This is a genomic window from Burkholderia sp. BCC1208 (genome assembly GCF_902833095.1).
In the GTDB taxonomy this organism is placed as follows: domain Bacteria; phylum Pseudomonadota; class Gammaproteobacteria; order Burkholderiales; family Burkholderiaceae; genus Burkholderia.
Map to the genome: position 1 here is coordinate 40,877 of NZ_CADFDY010000003.1, position 24,183 is coordinate 65,059.

Here is a 24,183-nt window from a genome sequence, read left to right on the forward strand (position 1 = left end):
GACCTGACCGGAGTACCGAATGTCGAACGCCTCACCACACGCGACGACGGATGACACATCATTGCGCCGCTACGAGCACCTCTATATCGACGGCGCATGGGTGAAGCCGATCGACGGCGAGCTGGTCGAAAGCATCGATCCGGCGACCGGCCGGCCCTGGGCGATCGCGCCGATGGGCGGCCCGCAGGACATCGATCGTGCAGTCGTCGCGGCGCGGGCCGCATTCAACGGCCCGTGGCGCCGCACGCCGGGACATGAGCGCGCGGCGCTGCTGCGCCGCCTCGCGGAGCGCTTCAGCGCGGCGGTTCCCGAGCTGGCGATCATCGAATCGCGCGACAACGGCAATCTCGTGCGCGAGCATCGCGCGAGTCTGACTGCGCAGGTGCAGTGGTATCAGTGGTTCGCATCGCTGGCGGACAAGGCACAAGGCACGACCATCCCGATCGACGATAGCGTCCACGCATTCACGACGCGCGTGCCGATCGGCGTGGTGGGCGCGATCATCCCGTGGAATGCGCCGCTGCTCGCTACCTGCCTGAAGATCGGCGCCGCGCTCGCGGCCGGCTGCACGGTCGTCGTCAAGCCGGCCGAGCAAACGCCCGTGTCGGCGCTCGAGCTTGCGCGCCTGGTCCACGAAGCGGGCTTTCCGCCGGGCGTGTTCAACGTGGTGCCCGGTTACGGGCGCACGGCCGGCGCGCATCTGGTCAAGCATCCGGACGTTGACAAGATCTCGTTCACGGGCGCGAGCCAGACTGCCAAACAGATGGTTCGCGACGGCGCTGATAACTTGAAGCGCTTCACGTTCGAACTCGGCGGCAAGGCCCCGCATATCCTGTTCGCGGACGCCGACCTCGACAACGCGATCAACGCGGCCACCGCATCCGCGTGGCGGCTGACCGGGCAGAGCTGCGCGCTCGGCTCGCGCGTGCTCGTCGAGCGGTCGATCTACGGTCGCGTCGTCGACGCGTTCTGCGCGCGCGCGAAGTCGGTGCGCGTCGGCATGCCGTCGGTCGACACGAATCACATGGGCCCGCAGTCGCATCAGGCGCAGTTGGACAAGACGCTGTCGTACATCGAGATCGGCAAGCAGGACGGCGCGGAACTCGTCGCCGGCGGCCATCGTATCGCGACGCCCGAACTCGCGGCCGGCTACTTCGTCGAGCCGACCGTGTTCGCCGGCGTCACGAACCGGATGCGCGTCGCGCGCGACGAGATCTTCGGCCCGGTGGCCTCGCTGATTCCGTTCGATGGCGAAGACGAGGCCGTCGCGATCGCGAACGACACACCCTACGGGTTGACGGCAGGCCTGTGGACGCGCGACGTCGGCCGCGCGCATCGCGTGTCCAGCCGTATCGACGCGGGCATGGTGTGGGTCAATACCTACTCGTTCCTGCGCTGGTCGACGCCGTATGGCGGTTTCAAGGCCAGCGGCTGGGGACGCGAAAACGGGATCGATGCGCTTGCCCCGTATCTGGAAACCCGCACGACGGTGATCAGCACGACCGGGCAGTTTCCGAACCTGTATGCGGACTGAACGGGTGGCGCGCCGGCGATGCGCGGACTCACCGCCTGCGCATCGCTTTGGCGCAACCCGCGCGTATCGGCGAAGCATCGGCGGCGAATCGCCGCCGATGCGTCAAGCGACGAGCTTCTTCCCCATCGCCTGAAGTTCTTCGAGGATGTGAGCCGGCGTCGTTCGATACGCGCCGGTCACGGCCTCCGACTTGGTCAGGCCGACGCTTCTGCGCAGGTCGACCATCGCTTCGGCCAGTTTCACCATCGCCGCCGGCCCCATGATGACCGGCACGCCCGTGTCGCGCACCTCGCGATAGCCGGCCAGCCCCAGCAACGCGCCGCCGGGGTTGCAGCCGCACAGCACGGTATCGGCGCCGTCGCGCACGCAGGCCTGGGCTGCCTCGTCGAACATCTCGATCCAGCGCTCGGGCCGCCCTCTCGCCGCGTCGACGATCGCCAGCCAGCACGACGGATCGAGCGCGCGCACCGGCCGGTCGCGAATCGCGCGATCCGCCCAGCCGTGCTGACGGATATGGGCTTCGAACGGCTCGATGAACGACGGCGCGATCGTGACCCATGCGAAGCGCTTGCCGACCAGTTGCGCCATCAGCATCGTCGATTCCGCGCCGCCGAGTACCGGCATCCGGACCGTCTGCCGACATTCCTGCGAATACGCGTCGATGATACAGACGCCGGCCAGCGCCGCATCGAATCCTTCCCGCTCGGCCTCGACGACGCGGTTGACGACCTGCACCTTCGTGACCGCGCGCGGGTAGATCAGGTTGTTCGCAAACGAACGCGGCGCTTCCTCCATGTAGCGCAGCGTGATCTCGGTATCGGGCCTCGCCACCTGATGCGCGAACTTCAGCATCGCTGCATAGGTTTCGGTGACGCCCTCGAAGTCCGCATCGTTCGAGCGGTTTTCGGCCTGCCACAGTATTCTCGTTCCCATCGTCCCCTCCTTTTCACCGCACTGGATAGCTGAAATCCGGCCGACCTACGCGAGCGCATCCTTCACCGTCGCGGCATTCGACCATTTGACGACCTGCTCGAGCGAATGCCGGCACAGGACTTCGCTCTCGTTGAAATGAACGAAGGGCTTCGCGCCCGACGCCATCCCGACCTGCATGCTCTCGATGTTGCCGAGATCCTCGAGCATCGAATCGGTGATCTGCGACGTGAAGTGCTCGAGTTGAAGCCGATCGCGCACGGTCGCGGCCTTCTTGTAATAGAAGCGTGCTTCCCAGACGGTCGTCGATGCCGACGTCGGCCAGAACTCGTGCGTCCAGAACTGGTTCGCGGAAATCTGCAGATGCCAGTTCGGAAAGAACCAGTTGACGTCGCTTGCCCAGTTCGCGTCCTTCGTCGGATTCACGTGCTTGTGCTCCACGACCGCGTTGGTCTGCCCGGCCTTGCGCGTGCCCGTCACCGAGTGGTCCGCGGAGAACAGCCATTTCGCGACCTTCGAATCGGCGAACGGCTGCGCGAGCGGGTTCAGCCACCACGACATCGAGCGGTGCGGGCCATGGAGCCGCACGCTGATCGGACACCCGAACGGATTGGCTGGCCCGGTGTAGAAAGGCGCCAGTGTCCTCGGGTGAATCGACGCGACGTGATAGGCCTCGCTGAAGTTCTCGGCGACGGTCTTCCAGTTCGCGTTGAACTCCCCGCGCAGCACGATCGGATGATCGGGATGCTGGTATGCAATGCCGGTCAGCGCGTCGGCGACCGGCCCGAGGAATTCCCGCAGCGTGACCTCCGGCTCCGGCGCCACGTTGATGAAGATCCAGCCCTCCCAGCTCTCCAGTGCCACCGGCGTCAGCCCGCATTTTTTCCTGTCGAGGCCGAAGAAGCCGGCTTCGTCGGGAACGTTCGCGAGCGCGCCGGCATTGTCGTAGCTCCAGCTGTGATAGCGGCACACGAAGCGCTTCGCGTTGCCGGACGCGCGATGTTCGACGATGTTCGCGCGATGCGCGCAGACATTGTGGAACGCACGGACTTTGCCGTCCGACGCGCGCGCGACGATGATCGACGCATCGACGACCGCGAGGTCCTTCACGAAGAAATCGCCGGGATTCGGAATGCGTTCGACGCGGCCGACCATGAGCCATGCGCGTCGGAAAATCTGCTTGCGTTCGAGCTCGAACTGCGCCGCGTCGGTATAGAGCGAGGTAGGCATCGCGTCGGTGCCGAGGCCGACGGCACGCGTCAGGCCCGGATTGAAACCGGTCGGATGATTCATGCTGACTCCTGCTGATGAATGAAGGCCGTCCACTGCGACGGACGATCGGCTGTTTCTCAACCGTGCGGCTGAAAGCCCGTTACGATCCGCAGCGCATGCTCGGCCGGCGCGTGGCGAATACTCGGCGCCTCATGCATTTCGACGGCGACGGACGCGTGGCACAGCGACAGCAGCAAGCGAAACAGGTTGTTCGCCGGTGCCGGCATGTCGTCGAGCGGGAACTGCTCGAGATAGCGTGTCGCCTCTTCCGCACGCGCGAACATCGCATCGTAGAAGCGGACAATCTCGGCGTAAGGCATCGCCGCGCGCCGGATCCATCGCTGGTGCGAGGTGGGCGCGTTCCAGTCGGCGAGAAACGGGGCGAGTTCCTCGAAGCCTTCCGGCAAGCATTGCGATTCATCGGTTGCGCAATCAGTCATTCGATGACTCCTTCTTCATTTTGATGATTAAATCGTTATCCGAATCATTTGGCATGTTGCTTGTCGCGAGACGGTCCGTCACGGCCGTCCGCTTCGCCAGCGGATTACACCCTCACCCGCCGATGTTTTCCTTGAAGACCGGGCTGACCGTGCCGAAGCTGGAGAATTTCAGATACGTCGTCTTCCATACTCCGGCGATCCTCGCGAACCGGAATGCATAGGTTCCCGAAAGCAGCTGCAGCACGCCGTCGTCGGTCTGCCGGTAATAGATCACGTCGGTGGCCGCCGTGGCGCGATCGCCATCGATCTCGATCAGCGGATTGGTGATGTGATGGTGGCACTTCGGCACCTCGCGCCAGACTTTGTGGACCAACTGCCGGATCCCCCCGATGCCGGCCGTCTGTCCGCGCGGCAGCTCGTAGATGCCGTCGTCCGCCCAGATACTCATGAAGAGAGTCTCGTCGTGCTTGTCGATACCGTGACAGTACTTCGACATCAAGGTACGGATCACGTCGGTATCGACGAGTCGCCGCAATGCTGCGTCGAGGCTGGAATCGCTGGAGGTCATGCCGGTTGTCTCCCGTTATAGGCTGATGCGTGTCCGGACAGCGGCCGGGCACGGTTTCCGATGCACATGCGTGCGTGGCGAAGCGCGACGATCTAGATCGGACACAGCGTCATGTTATTTTTCCCCCGCCGCTCGGACCTATCGCCGCCGTGCGCTTCTGTTTCGAGATCGTACGGATCTGCCGCGCGCGCCCGGCGGCGATACTGCGTCGGCGAGCAACACATGGTTCGCTTGAAGGCCGTGCAAAACGCGCTTTCGGATTCGTAGCCGAGCGAGAACGCGATCGATGCGATGGTCTCGTGCCCGGCGTGCAGGCGGTCGGCCGCGATCAGCATTCGCCAGCGTGTCAGATAGTGGATCGTGGTCGCGCCGACGAGGCGCTTGAAGCGCTGCGCGAAGACGGTTCGGGACAGCCCGGCGATGCGCGCCAGTTCGTCAAGCGTCCAGTGGCGCGCGGGCTCCGCATGGATCGCACTGATGGCCGCGCCAATCCGCCGGTCGGACAGCGCCATGAACCATCCGGCGGGCGTGGCCGCCAGATGAAGGCGCAGCACCTGCACGAGCATCAGGTGCAGCAGATGGTTCGACACCAGCGCGCCGCCCGGCTGCGGGTCGCGCAGCTCGGCGGTCAACTGGTCGAGCGACCAGCGCAGCACCTCGGCCTGGCTCGACGCGCGCGGCACGCTGACGAGCGGCGGCAGCGCATCGAACGGCAGCGCGGCATGGTCGCCCGAGAACGCGAAGAAGCCGCTGATCAGCAGCACGTCGCCGCCGCCGCCGTGCACGGCGATGCCGTCGCGCGCGACCGCATCCATGATCGCCGTCGAATCCTGCGGCTCGAGCGCGAGGTCGGTCGACAATACGATGCTGCGCCGGCTGTTCAGCAGGAAACAATCGCCCTTCTCGAAGCGGACCGGCTGCGCTACGCCTTCGATCACGGCCCAGCATGCGCCCTGCAGCACGGCGGCAAACTTGATTCCCTCATATTCCGGAAACGCGAACGACCACTCGCCCGCCGCGTCGAGTCCCGCATAGAACTGGCTGTGCGGTTTGAGCCGCGCGAGCACATCCGAGAGCGAGTCCATAGGCCATCCATCCGTGAACGATGCCTGGCGCACCGTCCATCGGACCACGGCGGACCCGCATCGTCTGTCTCCTGGCCGCACTGCCGGTCCCGGCTGTTGCGACGCTGAATGTGTTCTGGTGTCCGCCGGCGACAATCGACGCTCGTCCTGCAGCGGGCGCGGCGTCGAAGCCGGCAAGGGCGTCGCGCACGGCCGGACGCGATGTGAGCCAGCCTGATTCCGCCGCGAACGCAAGTCAATTCACGCGGCGATTCCGTTCCGTACTGTGAATGCCGCATGAGCCGTAGTCGAGTGCGCCACGCACGGTACAGCAGCAAAACGCGCCCGCGCCGAATCTGTAAGCCTCCCCTTAACACTGAGGTCGATTTTGAGCGGTATATCCGCATCAATTTCTTGCCTACCATGGAATCACGCACTTCACTGAACCCACAACAGGAGTTACCCGTCATGCAGAAAGTCAACTTCAGGAACCTGAACGGCCGAGGCATCACGATGGCCGCCGTGATCTACTTTCCGGCCCGTTTCGATTCGAACGCGAAGTATCCGGCCGTCGTCGTCGCGCATCCGGGCGGCGGCGTGAAGGAACAGACGGCCGGGCTCTACGCCCGGAAGCTGGCCGAGCACGGCCTCGTCGCAATCGCGTTCGACGCGTCGTATCAGGGCGAAAGCACCGGCGAGCCGCGTCAGCTCGAGAACCCGTATATCCGTACCGAAGACGTCAGCGCCGTGGTCGACTACCTGACGACGCTGCCGTACGTCGACGCCGATCGGATCGGCGCAATGGGCATCTGCGCGGGCGGCGGCTACGCAGCCAACGCGGCGATCAACGACCGGCGCATCAAGGCGCTTGGCACGGTCAGCGCGGTCAACATCGGCTCGATGTTCCGCAACGGCTGGGAAAACACGGTCAAGGACGCCGATGCGATTCCGTTCCTCGCGCACGGTTCGCAGGCGCGCTCTGCCGACGCGTCGGGCGCACAGCTCGCCACGTTGCCGCTCGCACCGCTGCGCAAGGAAGATGCGCCGGACAAGGAACTGGAAGAAGCATGGGAGTACTACCATACGCCGCGCTGCGAACATCCGAACGCACCGGGTTTCATGACCGCCCGCAGCCTCAACCAGGTCATTACGTACGACGCGTATAACAAGGCCGAAGCGTTCCTGACGCAGCCGCTGCAAATCGTGGCCGGCAGCGTCGCGGGCAGCAAATGGATGAGCGACGACCTGTTCGCGCGCGCGGCCAGCGCCGACAAACGCTTCCATGTGGTCGAAGGTGCGAACCACATGTCGCTGTACGACGTGCCGCAATACGTCGACGAAGCCGTCTCGGTGCTGGCGCCGTTCTTCGCGAGCACGCTGTAACCTGGCGCGCGGCAGGCGCGCGACGGCGCGCTCGCCGCCGAAACCCGAACGGACGGCTCACCGCCTCCGCGCGGCGAGCCGTTCGTCCGATGAATGCCGCCTGCCTGCCGTCAGCCTAACTACTGTTAGTATGTCGACATGACTCACCATCGGCAGGCTGCAGGAGCATGGCAAAACGACCGAAGTCGAACTCCGTCAATCCGTGCGAGACGCGCGAATCGCTGATCCGTTTTGCCGCGCGCACGTTCGGCACGCAGGGCTATTCGGCCACGACGATGCGCAACGTCGCCGATCAGGCCGGCATCGAGGCCGCGAGCATCTACTACCACTTTTCGTCGAAGGAAGAACTGGTCGAGGCGGTGATGGAGCAAGGCGCGGCACACATCCTCCATCACCTGAGCGAGCGCCTGAACGCGCTCGGCCCCGACGCGACGGCCGAACAACGGTTCCGTGCCGCCGTGCTCGGGCAGATGCGCGGCCTCGTCATGCATGGCGATTTCGCCGTCGCGCACGGCCGGTTGCTCGGTCAGCTGCCCGACGCGATCCGCGAGCGGCAGGTCATCAGGCGCGAGCATCATCAGACCCTCTGGAACGGGCTGCTCGAAGACCTGCGTGCCGAAGGCCACCTGCGCGAAGACGTGGACATCGCGCTCGCGCGAATCCACATCCTCGGCAGCATCAATTCGATCCAGTCGTGGTTCAACCCACAAAAGGGCTCGCTGGAACGCATCGCCGACCAGCTCTGCACGATGTTCTTCTACGGCGTGGGGCCGTCGTCGCGGCCCTGATCGCGCCGCGCCGGACAACGCCGCACACCACCCTCGCGCCGCCGCCGGTGTGTTCCCGCGATGCGTCACGGCAATCGTGCTCGGTATAAACCCCAATGACGGTCCCGGCATTTGCACATCAAACTAACTACCAGTTGTTAGATTAAACCTAACGGTAAAGCAGCCGATCCCATCAACAGGCCGAGACAGTCATGACGATGCAGATGAAACCGATCCGTTCCTTCCTTTTCGTTCCGGGCAACAAGCCGACCTGGATCGAGAAGTCCATCCAGTCCGGGGCCGACGCGCTGATCCTCGATCTCGAGGACAGCGTGCCGCCGGCTCAGAAAGTCGAGGCGCGCGAGATCGTCCGCTCCAAGCTGGCCTGGCTGGCCGAGCAGCAGCAGCGCATCTGGGTGCGCATCAACCGCAGCGCGCACCTGTACGACTTCGACGACATCCTGGCGATCGTGAACCCGGTGGTCGAGGGCATCGTGATTTCGAAGCCGTGCGGGCCGGAGGACATCCATACCGTCGCATCGATGCTGGCCGAAGCGGAGTACCGCGCGGGCATCGACGTCGGTCACACGAAGGTGATCCCGCTGCTGGAAACCGCCCGCTCGTTGCAGCTCGCCTACGAAATCGCGCAGCACGAACGCGTGCCGGCGATCGTCGGCGCGACGGCCAAGAACGCCGACGTGGCGCGCGCGCTCAAGACCGTCTGGTCGCTCGAGGGCCGCGAAACCCAGTTCCTGAAGTCGCGCATCGTGATGGCCGCGCGTGCGGCCGGCAAGCTGCCGATCGGCGGCGTCTGGCAGCAGGTGCACGACCTCGAAAGGCTCAAGGTCTCGTCGGCGAACGACCGCCAGCTCGGCATGAGCGGCGAACTGGTGCTGCATCCGTCGAACGTCGAGATCGTCAATCGCACCTACAGCCCCACCGAAGAGGAAGTCGCGTTCTACCAGGGCATGATCGACGCGCTCGACAAGGCCCAGGCCGAAGGCCGCGCATCGTGCATCTACGACGGCGAACACATCGACATCGCGCATGCGAAGACGGCGCGCGAAATCATCGCGCTCGCGCAGTCGTTCAACCGCTGATCGCTCACCCCAATACCTCAGGAGACAAGAAATGGCAGGCCTTTACTTCGAAGAATTCAAGCCCGGGATGGTGATCGAGCATGCGATCCGCCGCACGGTGACCGAAACCGACAACGTGCTGTTTTCGGCGATGACTTACAACTGCGCGCCGCTGCACATCGACGCCGAATACAGCAAGAACACGATGTACGGCCAGCGTCTCGTGAACAGCATGTTCCTGCTCGCGCTGGTGGCCGGCATCACGGTGTACGAGACCACGCTCGGCACGACGCTCGGCAATCTCGGCTTCGGCGAGATCGCGTTCCCGAAGCCGACCTTCCACGGCGACACGATCCGCGTCGAGACGGAGATCGTCGACACGCGCCTGTCGAAGAGCCGCAAGGATTCGGGCATCGTCACGTTCAAGCACGTCGCGCGCAACCAGCGCGACGAAATCGTCTGCACCGCCGTGCGCACGGGCCTGATGATGCTGCGCCCCGCCGCCGCCCAGGCTTGACCTCGTTCCCGCAGGAGATCCGGAAATGGACTACCAACTGAGCGCCGACCAGGTCGCGATCGTCGATGCGGCGCAGAAGATCTGCGCGGACTTCCCGCTCGAATACTGGCGCAACAAGGACAAGAACCACGAATTCCCGCACGAATTCTTCGCGGCCGTCGCGAGCGGCGGCTGGCTCGGCATCTGCATGCCGGACGATGTCGGGGGCGCGAACCTCGGCGTGACGGAGGCGGCGCTGTTCATGCGCGCGGTCGCCGAATGCGGCGGGCAGGCGGCCGCATCGACCATTCATATGAACATCTTCGGGCTGCAGCCGGTCGTGCACTTCGGCACGGACGCGCAGAAGAAGGCGTGGCTGCCGCCGTTCGCGCGCGGCGAGCACAAGGCCTGCTTCGCGGTCACCGAGCCGGACACCGGCCTCGACACGACCAAGCTCAAGGTGGTCGCGAAGAAGCAGCCCGACGGCAACTACCTGCTGTCGGGCAAGAAGGTCTTCATCTCGACCGCGCAGGTGGCCGATCACATGCTGATCCTCGCGCGCACGACGCCGATCGAGGAAGTGAAGAAGCACAGCGAGGGCCTGAGCCTGTTCTACACGAAGCTCGACCGCAAATACGTCGAAATCCGCGAGATCGACAAGCTCGGCCGCGCGGCGGTCGATACCAACGAGCTGTTCATCGACGACATGCCGGTGTCGAAGGACGCGCTGATCGGCGAGGAAGGCAAGGGCCTCAGCTACATCTTCCACGGGATGAACGCGGAGCGCGTGCTGGTGGCGGCCGAGCAGATCGGCATCGGCCGCGCGGTGCTCAAGCTCGCGACGCAGTATGCGAAGGAGCGCGTCGTGTTCGGCCGGCCGATCGGCCAGAACCAGGGGGTGCAGCATCCCCTCGCGCGCAACTGGGCGGAGCTCGAAGCGGCGAACCACATGATCTTCGCGGCCGCGGACCTCTACGACAAGGGGCTGCCGTGCGGCTCGGAAGCAAACGCGGCAAAGCTGCTGGCATCCGAGGCCTGCATGAACGCGTGCCAGACGTCGATCCTCACGCACGGCGGCTTCGGCTACGCGAAGGAGTATCACGTCGAGCGCTTCATGCGCGAGGCGTGGATCGGCTACATTGCCCCTGTCACCCCGCAACTCATTCTGTCAAACATTGCCGAGCGCAAGCTCGGGTTGCCGAAATCGTACTGAACCCGGCAAATCGCCGGCGTTGCCCGAACCGGGCGGCGCCGGCTGTCGAACCGGCATAAAGAAATGTCTGCGGGCTGCGCCCCGGTCGCGCGCCCGTTTCAGGAGACAAGCATGTCAGCTGCAAGACCGTTGGAAGGGATCCGAGTGCTCGATCTGACCGTGGCCCTGGCCGGTCCCTATGGATCGCTGCTGCTGGGCGGCATGGGCGCGGAAGTCATCCGGATCGAATCACCCGGCGGGGGCGACATCGCGCGCAACAACCCGCCATACGTCGGCCGAAACGGCGTCCACTTCGGCGTGAAGGGCGACGACGAGGTGTCGCTGACCGTCCTCAATCGCGCGCGCAACAAGAAAAGCATCACGCTCGACCTGAAATCGGCGCAGGGCAAGGCGCTGTTCATGGAACTGGTCAAGGAATCGGACGTCGTCATCGAGAACGCGAGCGAAGGCGTCACCGCGCGGCTGGGCGTCGACTACGAGAGCGTGCGCGAGGTCAATCCGAAGATCATTTATGCGTCGATCAAGGCGTTCGGCGAACCGAGCCCGTACAAGAACCTGAAGGGCATGGACATCATCGTCCAGGCGCTGTCGGGGATCATGGACGTGACGGGCTTCGCCGACGGCCCGCCGACGCGCTCGGGCCTGCCGATCGCCGACCTGATCGCGCCGCTGTACGCCGTCAACGGCATCCTCGCCGCGCTGATCCACCGCGGCCGCACCGGCGTGGGCCAGTGCGTGCAGGTGTCGATGCTCGACTGCCTGTCGTCGCTGGTGGCCGAAGAGCACTTCGACGTGTTCCTCAAGCACGGCTACTCGAAGCGCTCGGGCAATTTCCAGGACCGGCTGGTGCCGTTCGGCGTCTATGGCACGCGCGACGGCCACGTCGCGATGGTGGCGTTCCAGCCGGACTGGTTCCGCAACCTGATGGAAGCCGTGGGCCGGCCCGAGATGGTCACGGATCCGCGCTACGCGACGCGCGGCCCACGCATGAAGCATGCGGCCGAGATCAACGCGATCATCGAGGCATGGACGAGCCGGCGCAGCACCGCGGAGGTCGTCGAAGAACTGCAGATCCGGCGCGGCGTGCCGGCCGCGCCCGTGCGCTCGCCGCTCGACGTGCTGAAGGACCCGGTGCTGCAGGAACGCGGCGCCGTGGTGCGGCTCGAGCACCCGGGGCTCGCCGACGTCGACGCGATGGGCATGGGCCTGCCGATCAAGCTGTCGCAGACGCCCGTGCAGTTCGATCAGCCAGCGCAGGAACTCGGCGCCGCCAACGACGAGATCTATCGCGGGCTGCTGAAGCTGCCCGAGGATCGCCTGCAACAACTGCGCGACGAGGGAGTGATCTGATCATGTCCGCTGCGTCATCCCGTCATGGCCCGCTCGCCGGTGTCCGGATCGTCGAGATCGCGGGCATCGGTCCCGGCCCGCTGGCCGCGATGTTCCTCGCCGATCTCGGCGCGACCGTGATCCGCGTGGACCGCAAGGAACCGTCAGGGCTCGGCGCGCCGCGCCCCGTCGAATTCGACCTCGGCCTGCGCAACCGCAAGTCGGTGCGCGTCGACTTGAAGGATCCCGCCGCCGTCGAGATGGTGCTGGAACTGATCGAGCAAGCCGACGGCCTGATCGAGGGCTTTCGCCCCGGCGTGATGGAGCGTCTTGGCCTCGGGCCCGAGCCCTGCCTCGCACGCAATCCGCGACTGGTGTACGGGCGCGTGACCGGATGGGGGCAGGACGGCCCGCTGTCGCAGGTGGCCGGGCACGACCTGAACTACATTTCGATCACCGGCGCGCTGCATGCGATGGGCCGCGCCGGGCAGGCGCCGACGCCGCCGCTCAACGTGCTCGGCGACTATGCGGGCGGCTCGCTCTACCTCGCCTTCGGGCTGCTCGCGGGCATTCTCGAAGCGCGCGGCTCCGGGCGGGGCCAGGTCGTGGATGCGGCGATGGTCGATGGAGTCGCGTCGATCATGACGGTGACGATGGGCCTGCATGCGGCCGGCATGCTCGACAAGGCGCGCGGCACGAACCTGCTCGACACGGGCGCGCCGTTCTACGAGGTGTATGCGTGCGCCGACGGCAAGTACGTCAGCGTCGGGCCCATCGAGGGGAAGTTCTACCGGCTGCTGCTCGAACAGCTCGGGCTGCAGGACCATCCGGCGCTGCAGGCGCAGATGGGCCGCGCGCAATGGCCCGAAGCAAAGCAGGTACTCGCCGCGAAATTCCGCGAGCGCACGCGCGACGAGTGGGCGCGGTTGCTCGGCCATCTCGACGTGTGCGTGGCGCCCGTGCTCGACTTCGACGAAGCGCCGCACCATCCGCACGTGAAGGCGCGCGGCACCTTCGTCGAGCTCGACGGCGTCACGCATCCGGCGCCCGGCCCGCGTTTTTCGCGCACGCCGGCCGCGCGGCCGGAACCGCCCGCAGCGCCGACGACCGACAACGCGATCGCCGCGCTGCGCGACTGGCTGCCCGACGCGCGCATCGAGGCGTTGCGCGCGCAGCAGACTTTCATCTGACGCAGGCGACCAGCGTCGCGCGCCGCGGCCGGCGCGCTGCTCGCCGCCGTTTTCCGCCCGCGCCCGTCGCGCCTCGCAGCGCGCGGGCCGGGCACTGGCAAGGACTGTAGACATGACATCGCCCTCTCCCGAACTCGTCGCGCTCGATCGCCTGACGAGCGGCCGTTCCACCTGCCGCGCGTATCGGCACACGGCGCTGGACCGCGAACTGATCCGCAGCATCGTCGGCATGGCCGGCCGCTCGGCGTCGTGGTGCAACGTGCAGCCGTGGCAATTGGTCGTCACCGAAACGCCGGAAAGCACCGAGCGCTTTCGGCAGGCGCTGATGCAGCGCGTCGCCGCGCATCCGGACAACGAATCGGACCTGCCGTTCCCGCCGAGCTACGAAGGCATCTATCGCGAACGCCGGCGCGGCGCAGGCCTCGCGCTCTACTCCGCGCTCGGCATCGGTCCGAAGGACAGCGAGCGCAGCGCCGAGCAGGCCTTGCGCAACTTCCGCCTGTTCGACGCGCCGCACGTCGCGATCGTCACGGTGCCGGCCGAGCTCGGCCCATATGCGCTCGTCGACGCGGGCGGCTTCGTGTCGTCGTTCCTGATCGCGGCCTATGCGCATGGCGTCGCGACCACGCCGCAGGGCGCGCTGGCGCGCCATGCGCGTTTCGTGCGCGAGTATTTCGGCATTCCCGACACGCAGCACATGATCTGCGGCATCTCGTTCGGCTATGCGGAAGACGCGCATCCGGTTAACCAGTTCCGCACCACGCGTGCCGCCGTCGATGATCTGCTGCACTTCGCGTGAGGCCGCCGCTCGCGTATTGCGCGAGCGCCGCGGTGCGCGCATCGTTTGCGAGGACAAGGAGAATCGAACATGGCCGCACGCATTCATGAACTGCTGGATCGCTGGCTGTCCGAGGCGCCCGCGCGAGCGTTCATCCATCTGCCCGACCGCAGCGTCAGCTACGCGGATCTCGGCGCGCTCGCCGACCGGCTCGAACGCGAGCTGCACGCCGACGGCGTACGTCGCGGCGATCGCGTACTGGTCGTCGCCGAAAACTGCCCCGAACATGCGGCGCTGCTGATCGCGTGCAGCCGGATCGGCGCATGGTCGTGCGGCGTCAATGCGCGCATGGCGCCGGGCGAAGTCGACGCGTTCGCCGCCAGGGCCGACGCGCGCGTGCTGTATTTCACGTCGGGCGTCTCATCGGCGGCCGGCGCACATGCGGCGCGGCACGACGCGCACCCGTCGTGCGTGAGCGCCCTCGCGCGCAGCGCCGTGCGCGCGGCGGCGCGGCCGGAGCCGGAGCCGCTCGCGAGCGACGTGGCGGCCATCATCTTCACGTCGGGGACCACCGGCGCGCCCAAGGGCGTGATGATGACGCACCGCGGCGTGCTGCATTTCGCGCGCGTATCGGCCGAATCGCGCGCGCTCCGCCCCGACGATCGCGTCTACGCGTATGCGCCGATGACGCATATCTTCGGCCTCGGCACCGTGCTGCTCGCGTCGCTGCATGCGGGCGCGGCGCTGGAAATGCGCGCGCAGTTCGAGCCGGTGCAATTGTTCGACGCGCTGGCGCGGCGGCGCGTGAGCCAGGTGCAAGGGCCGCCGATGCTGTTCTCGCGGCTGCTTCGGCATTGCGCGGAACATCGCATCGCGCGTCCCGACTCGCCCTGCCTGCGCTATCTGTATGCCGGCGCCGGGCCGCTCGACCTCGCGCTCAAGCAGCAGGTCGAGGCGTTGTTCGGGCAGACGCTGCATCACGGCTACGGGCTGTCGGAGTACGCGGGCTCGCTGCACGCGACGCGCCTTGGCGAAGCGCGCGCCGATACGAGCGCGGGCTACGCGTTCCCTGGCGCCGAGCTGCGCATCGTCGATCCGGCCGACGGCCGCCCGCTGCCGGCAGGCGAGCGCGGCGAAATCTGGGTGCGCGGCGTCGGTCTGATGCCCGGCTATTTCCGCGATCCGCAGGCCACGGCCGACGTGATGCGCGACGGCGGCTGGTATGCGTCGGGCGATCTGGGCGAGCTGCACGACGACGGCGCGCTGTTCATCGTCGGCCGGCTCAAGGAGATGATCATCCGCTCCGGGTTCAACGTGTATCCGGGTGAAGTGGAGCAGGCGCTGAACCGCTTTCCGGGCATCCTGAATTCAGCCGTCGTCGGGCAGCGGGAGGCGGACGGCAACGAGGCCGTCGTCGCGTTCGTCGAACTGGATGGCGGCCGGCCGCTGGACGAAACCGCGCTGCGCCGGTATCTGCGCGAACAGCTTGCGCCGTACAAGCACCCGGGCCGCATCATTGCCGTCGACGCACTGCCGTTCAACAGCAACGGCAAGCTGATGCGGCGGAAGTTGCTGGAACGACTGTAAGCCGCGACCGCACTACCCGAGCCAGCGCGCATCGGGCCACTGGCCCTCGTCGAACGTGGCCTTCACGCAGTCGAGCAGCACGCCGACCACGCAGCGCACCGGCGCGGTCGCCTGCCGGCTGCTGGGCGCCGCCAGCACGATCGTGCGCTTGATGCCCGGTGGCGCGAGCGGCGCCGCGCTCAGCGTGCCCTGCTCGACTTCCCGCGTGACGCCGACGGCCGGCAGGATCGTCCAGCCGTGGCCTTGCGCGACCAGATCCTTCTGCACGCTGAGGGCATTGGTTTCGGTGACGACGCGCAGCGTCACGTCCGCCTCGGCCGCCGCGTGCTCGATCGCCGCACGCAGGCCCTGCGGCGCGGACGGCAGGATGAACGGCTCGCTCGCGACGCGCGACAGCGCCAGCGGCCGCTTGCGCGACAGCCCGACCGACGGCGCGGCCACGGCCCACAGGCTTTCCTCGATCAGCGCCTTCACGTGCAGCGCGGGCGTTTCCTTCTGCCCGTACAGCAGCGCGGCATCCACGTCGCCGGCTTCGAGCCAGTCCTGCAGGTGGCCCGCATAGCCGATCGTGAGCCGCAGCCGGATATGCGGGTAACGGCTGGCGACCTCGCTCGCCAGTCGCGTGGCGAGCAGGTCCGACGTGCTGGCCAGCAGGCCGATACTGACGATGCCGGCGACCGGCCCGTCGGTCGGCTGAATCTCGGCCTTCGCGCGCGCGACCTCGTTGAGGATGCGCCGCGCGTATTCGAGCATCGTCTTGCCCGACGGCGTCAGCTGCATCCCGTGACGGCCGCGCTCGAACAACTCGGTGCCCATGTCTTCTTCCAGCAGCCGCAGCTGGCGCGACACCGCCGGCTGCACGAGATTGAGCAGGCTCGACGCACGCGTGACGTTGCCGGTTTCGGCCACGGTGACGAAGGCGCGCAGTTGCTTCAGATCCATCGCAAGGGTCCTCGATACCGAAAACTGATCCATCGATCAGAAAATTCTATTTTTTGGTTGATCCATCAAAACTTATTATGGACCTAACCGATGCCAATGACGAGACAGGATTCATGAGCGCCTCCATCTTTTCCGCCCCCGACCAGTACCAGGAAATCCGCGACGCCGTGCGCGGCCTGTGCAGTCAGTTTCCGGCTGAATACCACCGCAAGATCGACGAAGCGCGCGGCTATCCCGAGGCCTTCGTGACCGCGCTCACGCAGGCCGGCTGGCTGGCCGCGCTGATCCCGCAGGAGTACGGCGGCCCGGGCCTGTCGATGGCCGAGGCGTCGGTCATCATGGAGGAAATCAACCGCTCCGGCGGCAATTCGGGCGCCTGCCACGGCCAGATGTACGTGATGAACACGATCGTGTTCAGCGGCACCGAAGCGCAGAAGCAGCGCTACCTGCCGCGGATCGCGGCGGGCGAGCTGCGCGTGCAGTCGATGGGCGTGACCGAGCCGAGCACCGGCAGCGACACGACTAAGCTGAAGACCACCGCCGTGAAGAAGGACGGCCGCTGGGTCATCAACGGGCAGAAGGTGTGGATCTCGCGCGTCCAGCACAGCGACCTGCTGATCCTGCTCGCACGCACCACGCCGCTGGAGCAGGTGCAGAAGAAGAGCGACGGTCTCTCGTGCTTCATCGTCGAACTCGACAAGGCGATCGGCAACGGCCTGACCGTGCGCCCGATCCTCAACATGGTCAATCACGAGACCAACGAACTGTTCTTCGACAATCTCGAACTGCCGGAAGACGCACTGCTCGGCACCGAGGGCAAGGGGCTGAAGGTGATCTTCGACGGCCTGAACGCGGAGCGCACGCTGATCGCGGCCGAGTGCATCGGCGACGGCTACTGGTTCCTCGAGAAGGCTCGCGATTACGCGAGCGAGCGCAAGGTGTTCGGCCGCCCGATCGGGCAGAACCAGGGGATCCAGTTTCCGCTGGCCGAGTCGTTCATCGAACTGGAAGCGGCGAACCTGATGCGCTGGCGCGCGTGCGAGAAGATCGATGCGCGCCAGAACGCGGGCGTCGAGGCCAACATGGCCAAGTACCTGGCCGCGAAGGCGAGCTGGGAAGCCGCGAACGCATGCCTGCAGACGCACGGCGGCTTCGGCTTCGCCTGCGAATACGACATCGAGCGCAAATTCCGCGAAACGCGCCTGTACCAGGTCGCGCCGATCTCCACCAACATGATCCTGGGGCACGTGGCCGAGCACGTGCTGCAACTGCCCCGTTCCTATTGATTCCCGAAGGAAGCCTTTTCATGAAGATTCTCGTACCCGTCAAGCGCGTGGTCGACGCGAACGTGAAGGTCGGCGTGAAGTCCGACCAATCCGGCGTCGACATCGCGAACGTGAAGATGTCGATGAACCCGTTCGACGAAATCGCCGTTGAAGAAGCCGTGCGCCTGAAGGAAGCGGGTGTGGCGACCGAAGTGATCGCGGTATCGGTGGGTGTCGCGCAAGCGCAGGAAACGCTGCGCACGGCGCTGGCGATCGGCGCGGATCGCGCGATCCTCGTCGAGTCGAACAACAGCGTCGAGCCGCTGGCCGTCGCGAAGATCCTGAAGGCGCTGGTCGACAAGGAACAGCCGCAACTGATGATCCTCGGCAAGCAGGCGATCGACGACGATTCGAATCAGACGGGCCAGATGCTGGCCGCGCTGGCAGGTCTCCCGCAAGCGACGTTCGCATCGAAGGTGACGATCGCCGACGGCAAGGCAACGGTGGCGCGCGAAGTCGACGGCGGTGCGGAAACGCTGTCGCTGACGCTGCCGGCAGTCGTGACGACCGACCTGCGCCTGAACGAGCCGCGCTATGTGACGCTGCCGAACATCATGAAGGCGAAGAAGAAGCCGCTGGAAACCGTGAAGCCGGAAGACCTCGGGGTGGACGTCGCGCCGCGCCTGAAGACGCTGAAGGTGGTCGAGCCGCAGAAGCGCGCGGCCGGCGTGAAGGTGCCGGACGTGAAGACGCTGGTCGAGAAGCTGAAGACCGAAGCCAAGGTGCTGTAAGAAGGAGCGCAAAGAAATGACGATTCTGGTGATTGCAGAACACGACAACGCGTCGGTCAAGGCCGCGACGCTGAACACGGTGGCGGCGGCTGCGAAGATTGGCGGCGACATCCACGTGCTGGTCGCGGGCCACAACGCGCAAGCGGCGGCCGACGCGGCAGCGAAGATCGCGGGTGTGTCGAAGGTGCTGCTGGCCGACGCGCCGCAACTGGCCGAGGGCCTCGCGGAAAACGTCGAGGCGACCGCGCTGAACATCGCGAAGGACTACTCGCACATCCTCGCGCCGGCGACGGCCTACGGCAAGAACATTGCGCCGCGTATCGCCGCGAAGCTCGACGTCGCGCAGATCTCGGACATCACGGCGGTCGATTCGGCCGACACGTTCGAGCGTCCGATCTATGCGGGCAACGCAATCGCGACGGTACAGTCGAGCGACCCGATCAAGGTCATCACGGTGCGTGCGACGGGCTTCGATCCGGTCGCGGCCGAAGGCGGCGGCGCAGCGGTCGAGAAGATCGAAGCGGCGGCCGACGCCGGCAAGTCGCAATTCGTAAGCCGTGAAGTGACGAAGCTGGACCGTCCGGAACTGACGTCGGCGAGCATCATCGTGTCGGGCGGCCGCGGTCTGGGTAGCGGCGAGAACTACACGAAGGTGCTGGAGCCGCTGGCGGACAAGCTGTCGGCCGCGCTCGGCGCATCGCGCGCGGCAGTCGACGCCGGCTACGTGCCGAACGACTACCAGGTCGGCCAGACCGGCAAGATCGTCGCGCCGCAGCTGTACATCGCGGTCGGCATCTCGGGTGCGATCCAGCATCTGGCCGGTATGAAGGATTCGAAGGTGATCGTCGCGATCAACAAGGATCCGGAAGCGCCGATCTTCAGCGTGGCCGATTACGGCCTCGTCGGCGATCTGTTCACGCTCGTGCCAGAACTGGTCAACGAACTCTGACGGGAACGGCTGCCGCAACTCAACTGCCGGCAGCCTTCACGACACTTCAATCATCGAGAACGCGAAACGACATGACTGGCGAACAACCCGAATCATTCGACGCGTGGATTGGCCGCCGCGAAGAGAGTGTGGACCGCATCACCCCCGCGCCGATCCGGCTCCTGCGGGCCACGCTGGACGACGCCGAGCCGTCCGCGCTGCCGGCCGCCCTGCCGCCGCTGTGGCACTGGCTGTACTTCCTGCCCGGCGAGCGGCAGTCGAACATCGGCATCGACGGTCACGCGCGGCGCGGCGGCTTCCTGCCGCCGGTCGCGTTGCCGCGCCGCATGTGGGCCGGCGGACGGCTGCAGTTTCTGCGTCCGCTCGCCGTCGATACGCCGATACAGCGCCGCTCCACGATCGCGAACGTGCAGAGCAAGTCCGGCCGCAGCGGCCGGCTCGTGTTCGTGACCGTGCTGCACGAGATCGGCGACGCGCAAGGCTTGGCGATCCGCGAAGAACAGGACATCGTCTATCGCGACGCGCCGCCGCCCGCCGCTGCAGGCACGCCAGCGCCCGCCCCGCAGCCGGCCCCGACCGACGAGCAGTATTCGCGCATCGTCATCCCCGATCCGGTGCTGCTGATGCGCTTTTCCGCCCTCACCTTCAACGGCCACCGGATCCACTACGACCGCCCCTACGCGATGCAGGAAGAAGGCTATCCGGGCCTCGTGGTGCACGGCCCGCTGATCGCGATGCTGCTGATGGAAGAACTGCGCCGCACGCACCCCGGCAAGACGATCCGCGCCTTCGACTTCAAGGCGGTCAGCCCGCTGTTCGACACCGCACCGTTCACCGTGAACGGCAAGCTCGACGGCAAGACCGCCCGCGTGTGGGCGCGCGGCCCGCAAGGACAGCTGGCCATGCAGGCCAGCATCGAACTGGAATAGCGATCCGATCATGCAAGCTCGCCAAGCTCAACCCGGCCCGCTGAGCGGGATGACCGTCGTCACGCTCGAACACGCGATCGCCGCGCCGTTCTGCACGCGTCAGCTCGCCGATCTCGGCGCGCGCGTGATCAAGGTGGAACGGCCCGGCGTCGGCGATTTCGCGCGCGCCTACGATCACCGCACGCGCGGTCTCGCGTCGCACTTCGTCTGGACCAACCGCTCGAAGGAAAGCCTCACGCTGGACCTGAAGCAACCCGCTGCACAGGACGTGCTTGGCGAGCTCGTCGCCCAGGCCGACGTGCTGGTGCAGAACCTCGCACCCGGTGCCGCCGCGCGCATGGGGCTGTCGTTCGACGCGCTGCACGCCAAGTATCCGCGCCTGATCGTCTGCGACATCTCCGGCTACGGTGGCGACGGCCCGTATCGCGACAAGAAAGCCTACGACCTGCTGATCCAGAGCGAGGCCGCGTTCCTGTCGATCACCGGCACGCCCGACGAGCCGTGCAAGGCCGGCAATTCGATCGCGGATATCGCGGCCGGCATGTACGCGTACACGGGCATCCTCAGCGCGCTGCTGCAGCGCGGCGTCACGGGCACAGGCTCGCACGTGGAAATCTCGATGCTCGAGGCGCTCGCCGAGTGGATGGGATTTCCGATGTACTACGCGTACGACGGCCAGCAACCGCCCACACGCAACGGTGCGGCGCACGCGACCATCTATCCGTACGGGCCGTTTACGGCCGGCGACGGCCGCGTCGTGATGCTGGGCCTGCAGAACGAGCGCGAGTGGAAGGTGTTCTGCGACGTCGTGCTGCGCCGCCCGGACCTCGCGACCGACCCGCGCTTCGACGCCAACGTGCGCCGCTCGGAAAACCGCGCGAGCCTGAAAGCCGTGATCGAGCAGGTGTTTGCCGACCTGACCGCGCAGGACGTGAGCGCGCGGCTCGACGAAGCGCAGATCGCGAATGCCGCGGTCAACCAGGTCCGCGATCTGTGGACGCACCCGCAGCTGCATGCGCGCGGTCGCTTCCGCACCGTCGGTTCGCCGGCCGGCGAGCTGCAGGCGCTGCTGCCGCCCGCCACGATCGACAGCTTCGACGTGCGCATGGATCCGGTGCCCGCGCTCGGCGAACACAGCACGGCGATCCTGCGCGAACTGGGGCGCAGCGACGCCGATATCGAACAACTGCGCGCCGACGGCGTGATCTGAGCCATGACGACCTCTCCTTCCCCCGTGCTGCATGCGCGCAGCCTGCTGTTCGTGCCCGCCACGCGTCCCGAGCGCTTTGCGAAGGCATTCGATACGGACGCCGACTGCATCGTCATCGACCTCGAGGACGCGGTGCCCGAAGGCAGCAAGGACGACGCACGCGCGCAGCTCGCGCGGCATCTCCCGCACTTCACGCCCGAGCATCGCGCGCGCACCGTGGTGCGCGTGAACGCCGTCGGCACGCCGTGGCACGACGCGGATCTCGCGTTGCTGCGCGACTGGACCGGGCAAGGCGTCGCCGTGATGCTGCCGAAGTCCGAAGACGTGCATGCGCTGCGCCGCGTCGCGCAGCAGCTCGGCGAGGCGGCGCGCCTCGTCGCGCTGATCGAATCGCTGGCCGGGCTCGATGCGGCCGATGCGCTTGCGCGCGATCCGCAAGTCGTGCGTCTCGCCTTCGGCCATCTCGACTTCCAGCTCGATCTCGGCATGCGCGCATCGCCCGACGAGCCGGAGCTGGCGTTCGCGCGCAACGCGCTCGTGGCCGCGTCGCGCCGCGCGCAGTTGCCCGCGCCGATCGACGGCGTGACGACCCGCACCGACGATGCGCCACGTCTGGCCGCTGACGCGCAGCGCGCACGCGCGTTTGGCTTCGGCGGCAAGCTGTGCATCCACCCGGCGCAGGTCGCCGGCGTGAACGATGCGATGGGATACTCGGACGAAGAGCATGCGTGGGCGCGCCGCGTGCTCGACGAAGCCGCGAAGCACGGCGGCGCGGCGTTCAGCCTCGACGGCCGCATGGTCGACCTGCCGGTGATTCGCGCCGCCGAGGCGATCGTCGCGAGCGTGCGGAAACCGGCGCGATCGGCTTAGCGTCTGTTCACGCCAACGACGGTATCGGCCTCGAATCCGCGGGCCGATGAAAAAGCGGGCGGCGTCCGGTATTCCGGCGCCGCCCGTTGTTCTTGCATAGTCTCGAATCACCGCAGCGGCCGCCCGGAACGCGCACATCGCTCCGGACGACCGCGCCGCTCAGCCTTCCACCGCCCACATCGCAGTCAGCTCCGCCGCCTTCGTCGCCGGATTCAGCTCACGCAGCGCGGCCAGCAGCGCACGTGCGCGTTCGGTGCCCAGCACGTCGGTGGTCAAGTCCATGAACTTCGCATCCTGCTCGTGCTCCGGCATCGGATTCGTGTCGGTGCCGATCGGATCGCCGACGAACACGTGCTCGGTGCGCCCGTCCTTGAACGTGACGGTCACGTCGGCGACGAACTTGCCCGGATACTGTTTCTCCAGCTCGGGCGCCTCGCTGATGCGGATGCTGCGCGCGATCTCGATCACGGGCGCCATGTCGACCTTGCCGACGAGGTAATCGCGGTGGACCGGATAGCCGTTGCCCTTGCCGAGCAGCGTGAACGCCGCCTGGATCGGCAGGCTGAACTGCACGTGCTCGATGTTCTTCGGCGTATACGCGTTGACGTTGGCCGTGCCGACGACCACGTTGAAGTGCGGCGTAATTTTCAGATGGATGTCGGCGATCTCGTCGCGGCGCGCCGCGAACGGCCGCAGCGCGTCGATGTACGCGTGCGTGCAGTAGCACGCGCAATACGCCTTGAGCCACACGGTACCGATCTCGAACGGCCGGTCGAGGTCGAAGCGTCGCTCGGCGTTGTCGCCGGCCGTGCGCTGCAGGAAGGTGCGGAAGAAGCCCTTGTTGCCGCTCAGGAACGCGCGCGGGCCCGTGATGCCCGCGCGTGCCATGTCGGCCGCCGCCATCCCGTTGCGCGTGCCGATGCCCGCATGGATGCGCTTGATGGAGCCGCCGGTCGACGTGTATTCGGTCGTGCCCGACACGTGGCTCAGCGCGATCGCCAGCGCGTGCAGCGTCGTCTCGGCGTCGAAGCCGCGCAACTTGGCCGCCACGGCCGCCGCGCCGAAGTTGGACAGCGTCGCGTGCGGGTGATAGCCGCGCTGCAGCAGTTCGGGCGCGGCAAGCAGGCCGATGCGCGCATAGACTTCGTAGCCGGCCACCATCGCGACGATCACCTCCTCGAGCGATGCGCCGAGCTCCTCGCCAATCGCGAGCGCGGCCGGAATCACGCAGCTGCCGGGGTGGCTGTAGCTCGGGCCGTGCGCGTCGTCGTACTCGAAGCCGTGCCCATACGAACCGTTCACGAACGCGGCATCGGCCGCGCTCATCGTCAGCGCCGACGCGCTCACGCGGCTTTTGCCGGGACGCTGCCCGGCCTTCGCGTAAGCGAGGAGCCGCTCGGACCACGGCATTTTCGAAATGCCGACCTGCAACGCGATCTGGTCGCGCATCAGGCGGTTGACGCCGGCCAGCGCGCGCGCGTCGAGGTGCTCGTATTTCAGCTCCTGGATGAAACGCACCACCGCTTGCTCGAGCGGTGGGCAGTTGTCCGGCGCGACGGAGCGGGTCTCGCGGGTGACGGTCATGAAAGTCTCCTGG

23 protein-coding genes are annotated in these 24,183 nt (G+C 66.7%); 16 read left to right on the forward strand and 7 right to left on the reverse strand.

Annotated elements, in window-relative coordinates; all coding sequences use genetic code 11:
• Nucleotides 1-19: 19 nt before the first annotated feature.
• Nucleotides 20-1,534: an aldehyde dehydrogenase gene (locus tag HWX09_RS07890; RefSeq protein ID WP_051421422.1), complete on the forward strand. Its 1,515-nt coding sequence runs from the start codon at nucleotides 20-22 to the stop codon at nucleotides 1,532-1,534.
• 102 nt (nucleotides 1,535-1,636) lie between these two features.
• Here the strand turns inward: HWX09_RS07890 and HWX09_RS07895 are convergent, their stop codons facing one another.
• From HWX09_RS07895 to HWX09_RS07915, 5 genes are all read right to left on the reverse strand, one after another.
• Entirely contained in the window at nucleotides 1,637-2,467 is an 831-nt protein-coding gene (locus tag HWX09_RS07895; RefSeq protein ID WP_027785843.1) for an aspartate/glutamate racemase family protein, read from the reverse strand.
• Between the two features lie 45 nt (nucleotides 2,468-2,512).
• Complete coding sequence (locus tag HWX09_RS07900; RefSeq protein ID WP_027785842.1) at nucleotides 2,513-3,757, reverse strand: aromatic ring-hydroxylating dioxygenase subunit alpha; 1,245 nt, start codon at nucleotides 3,755-3,757, stop codon at nucleotides 2,513-2,515.
• Between the two features lie 56 nt (nucleotides 3,758-3,813).
• Nucleotides 3,814-4,176: a hypothetical protein gene (locus HWX09_RS07905; RefSeq protein WP_027785841.1), complete on the reverse strand. Its 363-nt coding sequence runs from the start codon at nucleotides 4,174-4,176 to the stop codon at nucleotides 3,814-3,816.
• A gap of 112 nt (nucleotides 4,177-4,288) precedes the next feature.
• Nucleotides 4,289-4,744: a nuclear transport factor 2 family protein gene (locus tag HWX09_RS07910; protein WP_027785840.1), complete on the reverse strand. Its 456-nt coding sequence runs from the start codon at nucleotides 4,742-4,744 to the stop codon at nucleotides 4,289-4,291.
• A 92-nt stretch (nucleotides 4,745-4,836) separates the two neighbouring features.
• Nucleotides 4,837-5,829, reverse strand: coding sequence for an AraC family transcriptional regulator (locus HWX09_RS07915; protein WP_080681397.1), 993 nt, complete (start codon nucleotides 5,827-5,829; stop codon nucleotides 4,837-4,839).
• Between the two features lie 447 nt (nucleotides 5,830-6,276).
• On the opposite strand from HWX09_RS07915, the gene HWX09_RS07920 reads away from it, so the two are divergent.
• The 9 genes from HWX09_RS07920 (at nucleotide 6,277) to HWX09_RS07960 (ending at nucleotide 15,630) form a co-directional block, all read left to right on the forward strand.
• Nucleotides 6,277-7,191 carry an alpha/beta hydrolase gene (locus HWX09_RS07920; RefSeq protein ID WP_027785839.1) on the forward strand — a complete coding sequence of 305 codons (915 nt, stop codon included), beginning with the start codon at nucleotides 6,277-6,279 and terminating at the stop codon, nucleotides 7,189-7,191.
• 167 nt (nucleotides 7,192-7,358) lie between these two features.
• Nucleotides 7,359-7,979, forward strand: coding sequence for a TetR/AcrR family transcriptional regulator (locus HWX09_RS07925; RefSeq protein ID WP_027785838.1), 621 nt, complete (start codon nucleotides 7,359-7,361; stop codon nucleotides 7,977-7,979).
• Between the two features lie 191 nt (nucleotides 7,980-8,170).
• Nucleotides 8,171-9,058 (forward strand): CoA ester lyase, encoded by an 888-nt coding sequence (locus HWX09_RS07930; RefSeq protein ID WP_027785837.1) that lies wholly within the window; start codon nucleotides 8,171-8,173, stop codon nucleotides 9,056-9,058.
• A gap of 31 nt (nucleotides 9,059-9,089) precedes the next feature.
• Nucleotides 9,090-9,554 (forward strand): MaoC family dehydratase, encoded by a 465-nt coding sequence (locus tag HWX09_RS07935; protein WP_027785836.1) that lies wholly within the window; start codon nucleotides 9,090-9,092, stop codon nucleotides 9,552-9,554.
• A gap of 25 nt (nucleotides 9,555-9,579) precedes the next feature.
• On the forward strand, nucleotides 9,580-10,746 hold the full coding sequence (locus HWX09_RS07940) for an acyl-CoA dehydrogenase family protein (protein ID WP_027785835.1): 1,167 nt from the start codon (nucleotides 9,580-9,582) through the stop codon (nucleotides 10,744-10,746).
• Between the two features lie 111 nt (nucleotides 10,747-10,857).
• Nucleotides 10,858-12,096 carry a CaiB/BaiF CoA-transferase family protein gene (locus HWX09_RS07945; protein ID WP_027785834.1) on the forward strand — a complete coding sequence of 413 codons (1,239 nt, stop codon included), beginning with the start codon at nucleotides 10,858-10,860 and terminating at the stop codon, nucleotides 12,094-12,096.
• Between the two features lie 2 nt (nucleotides 12,097-12,098).
• Nucleotides 12,099-13,265: a CaiB/BaiF CoA-transferase family protein gene (locus HWX09_RS07950; protein ID WP_027785833.1), complete on the forward strand. Its 1,167-nt coding sequence runs from the start codon at nucleotides 12,099-12,101 to the stop codon at nucleotides 13,263-13,265.
• Between the two features lie 112 nt (nucleotides 13,266-13,377).
• Nucleotides 13,378-14,064, forward strand: a complete 687-nt coding sequence (locus HWX09_RS07955) for a nitroreductase family protein (RefSeq protein WP_027785832.1) — start codon at nucleotides 13,378-13,380, stop codon at nucleotides 14,062-14,064.
• Between the two features lie 69 nt (nucleotides 14,065-14,133).
• Nucleotides 14,134-15,630 (forward strand): class I adenylate-forming enzyme family protein, encoded by a 1,497-nt coding sequence (locus tag HWX09_RS07960; RefSeq protein ID WP_027785831.1) that lies wholly within the window; start codon nucleotides 14,134-14,136, stop codon nucleotides 15,628-15,630.
• 12 nt (nucleotides 15,631-15,642) lie between these two features.
• On the opposite strand, the gene HWX09_RS07965 is transcribed toward HWX09_RS07960, so the two are convergent.
• On the reverse strand, nucleotides 15,643-16,572 hold the full coding sequence (locus tag HWX09_RS07965) for a LysR substrate-binding domain-containing protein (RefSeq protein ID WP_027785830.1): 930 nt from the start codon (nucleotides 16,570-16,572) through the stop codon (nucleotides 15,643-15,645).
• A gap of 113 nt (nucleotides 16,573-16,685) precedes the next feature.
• On the opposite strand from HWX09_RS07965, the gene HWX09_RS07970 reads away from it, so the two are divergent.
• The 6 genes from HWX09_RS07970 to HWX09_RS07995 all read left to right on the forward strand — a co-directional run bounded on the left by HWX09_RS07970 (nucleotide 16,686) and on the right by HWX09_RS07995 (nucleotide 22,586).
• Nucleotides 16,686-17,858 carry an acyl-CoA dehydrogenase family protein gene (locus HWX09_RS07970; RefSeq protein ID WP_027785829.1) on the forward strand — a complete coding sequence of 391 codons (1,173 nt, stop codon included), beginning with the start codon at nucleotides 16,686-16,688 and terminating at the stop codon, nucleotides 17,856-17,858.
• Between the two features lie 20 nt (nucleotides 17,859-17,878).
• Nucleotides 17,879-18,628 (forward strand): electron transfer flavoprotein subunit beta/FixA family protein, encoded by a 750-nt coding sequence (locus HWX09_RS07975; protein ID WP_027785828.1) that lies wholly within the window; start codon nucleotides 17,879-17,881, stop codon nucleotides 18,626-18,628.
• A 16-nt stretch (nucleotides 18,629-18,644) separates the two neighbouring features.
• Nucleotides 18,645-19,577, forward strand: a complete 933-nt coding sequence (locus HWX09_RS07980) for an FAD-binding protein (protein WP_027785827.1) — start codon at nucleotides 18,645-18,647, stop codon at nucleotides 19,575-19,577.
• 71 nt (nucleotides 19,578-19,648) lie between these two features.
• The gene (locus tag HWX09_RS07985; RefSeq protein WP_027785826.1) at nucleotides 19,649-20,506 is read left to right on the forward strand and encodes a MaoC family dehydratase N-terminal domain-containing protein; all 858 of its coding nucleotides are present in this window, start codon (nucleotides 19,649-19,651) and stop codon (nucleotides 20,504-20,506) included.
• A 10-nt stretch (nucleotides 20,507-20,516) separates the two neighbouring features.
• Nucleotides 20,517-21,716, forward strand: a complete 1,200-nt coding sequence (locus tag HWX09_RS07990) for a CaiB/BaiF CoA-transferase family protein (protein ID WP_027785825.1) — start codon at nucleotides 20,517-20,519, stop codon at nucleotides 21,714-21,716.
• A gap of 3 nt (nucleotides 21,717-21,719) precedes the next feature.
• Nucleotides 21,720-22,586: a CoA ester lyase gene (locus HWX09_RS07995; RefSeq protein WP_027785824.1), complete on the forward strand. Its 867-nt coding sequence runs from the start codon at nucleotides 21,720-21,722 to the stop codon at nucleotides 22,584-22,586.
• Between the two features lie 159 nt (nucleotides 22,587-22,745).
• Here HWX09_RS07995 and HWX09_RS08000 read toward each other — a convergent pair whose 3' ends face one another.
• Nucleotides 22,746-24,170, reverse strand: a complete 1,425-nt coding sequence (locus tag HWX09_RS08000; RefSeq protein ID WP_027785823.1) for an MmgE/PrpD family protein — start codon at nucleotides 24,168-24,170, stop codon at nucleotides 22,746-22,748.
• Between the last annotated feature and the right edge of the window lie 13 nt (nucleotides 24,171-24,183).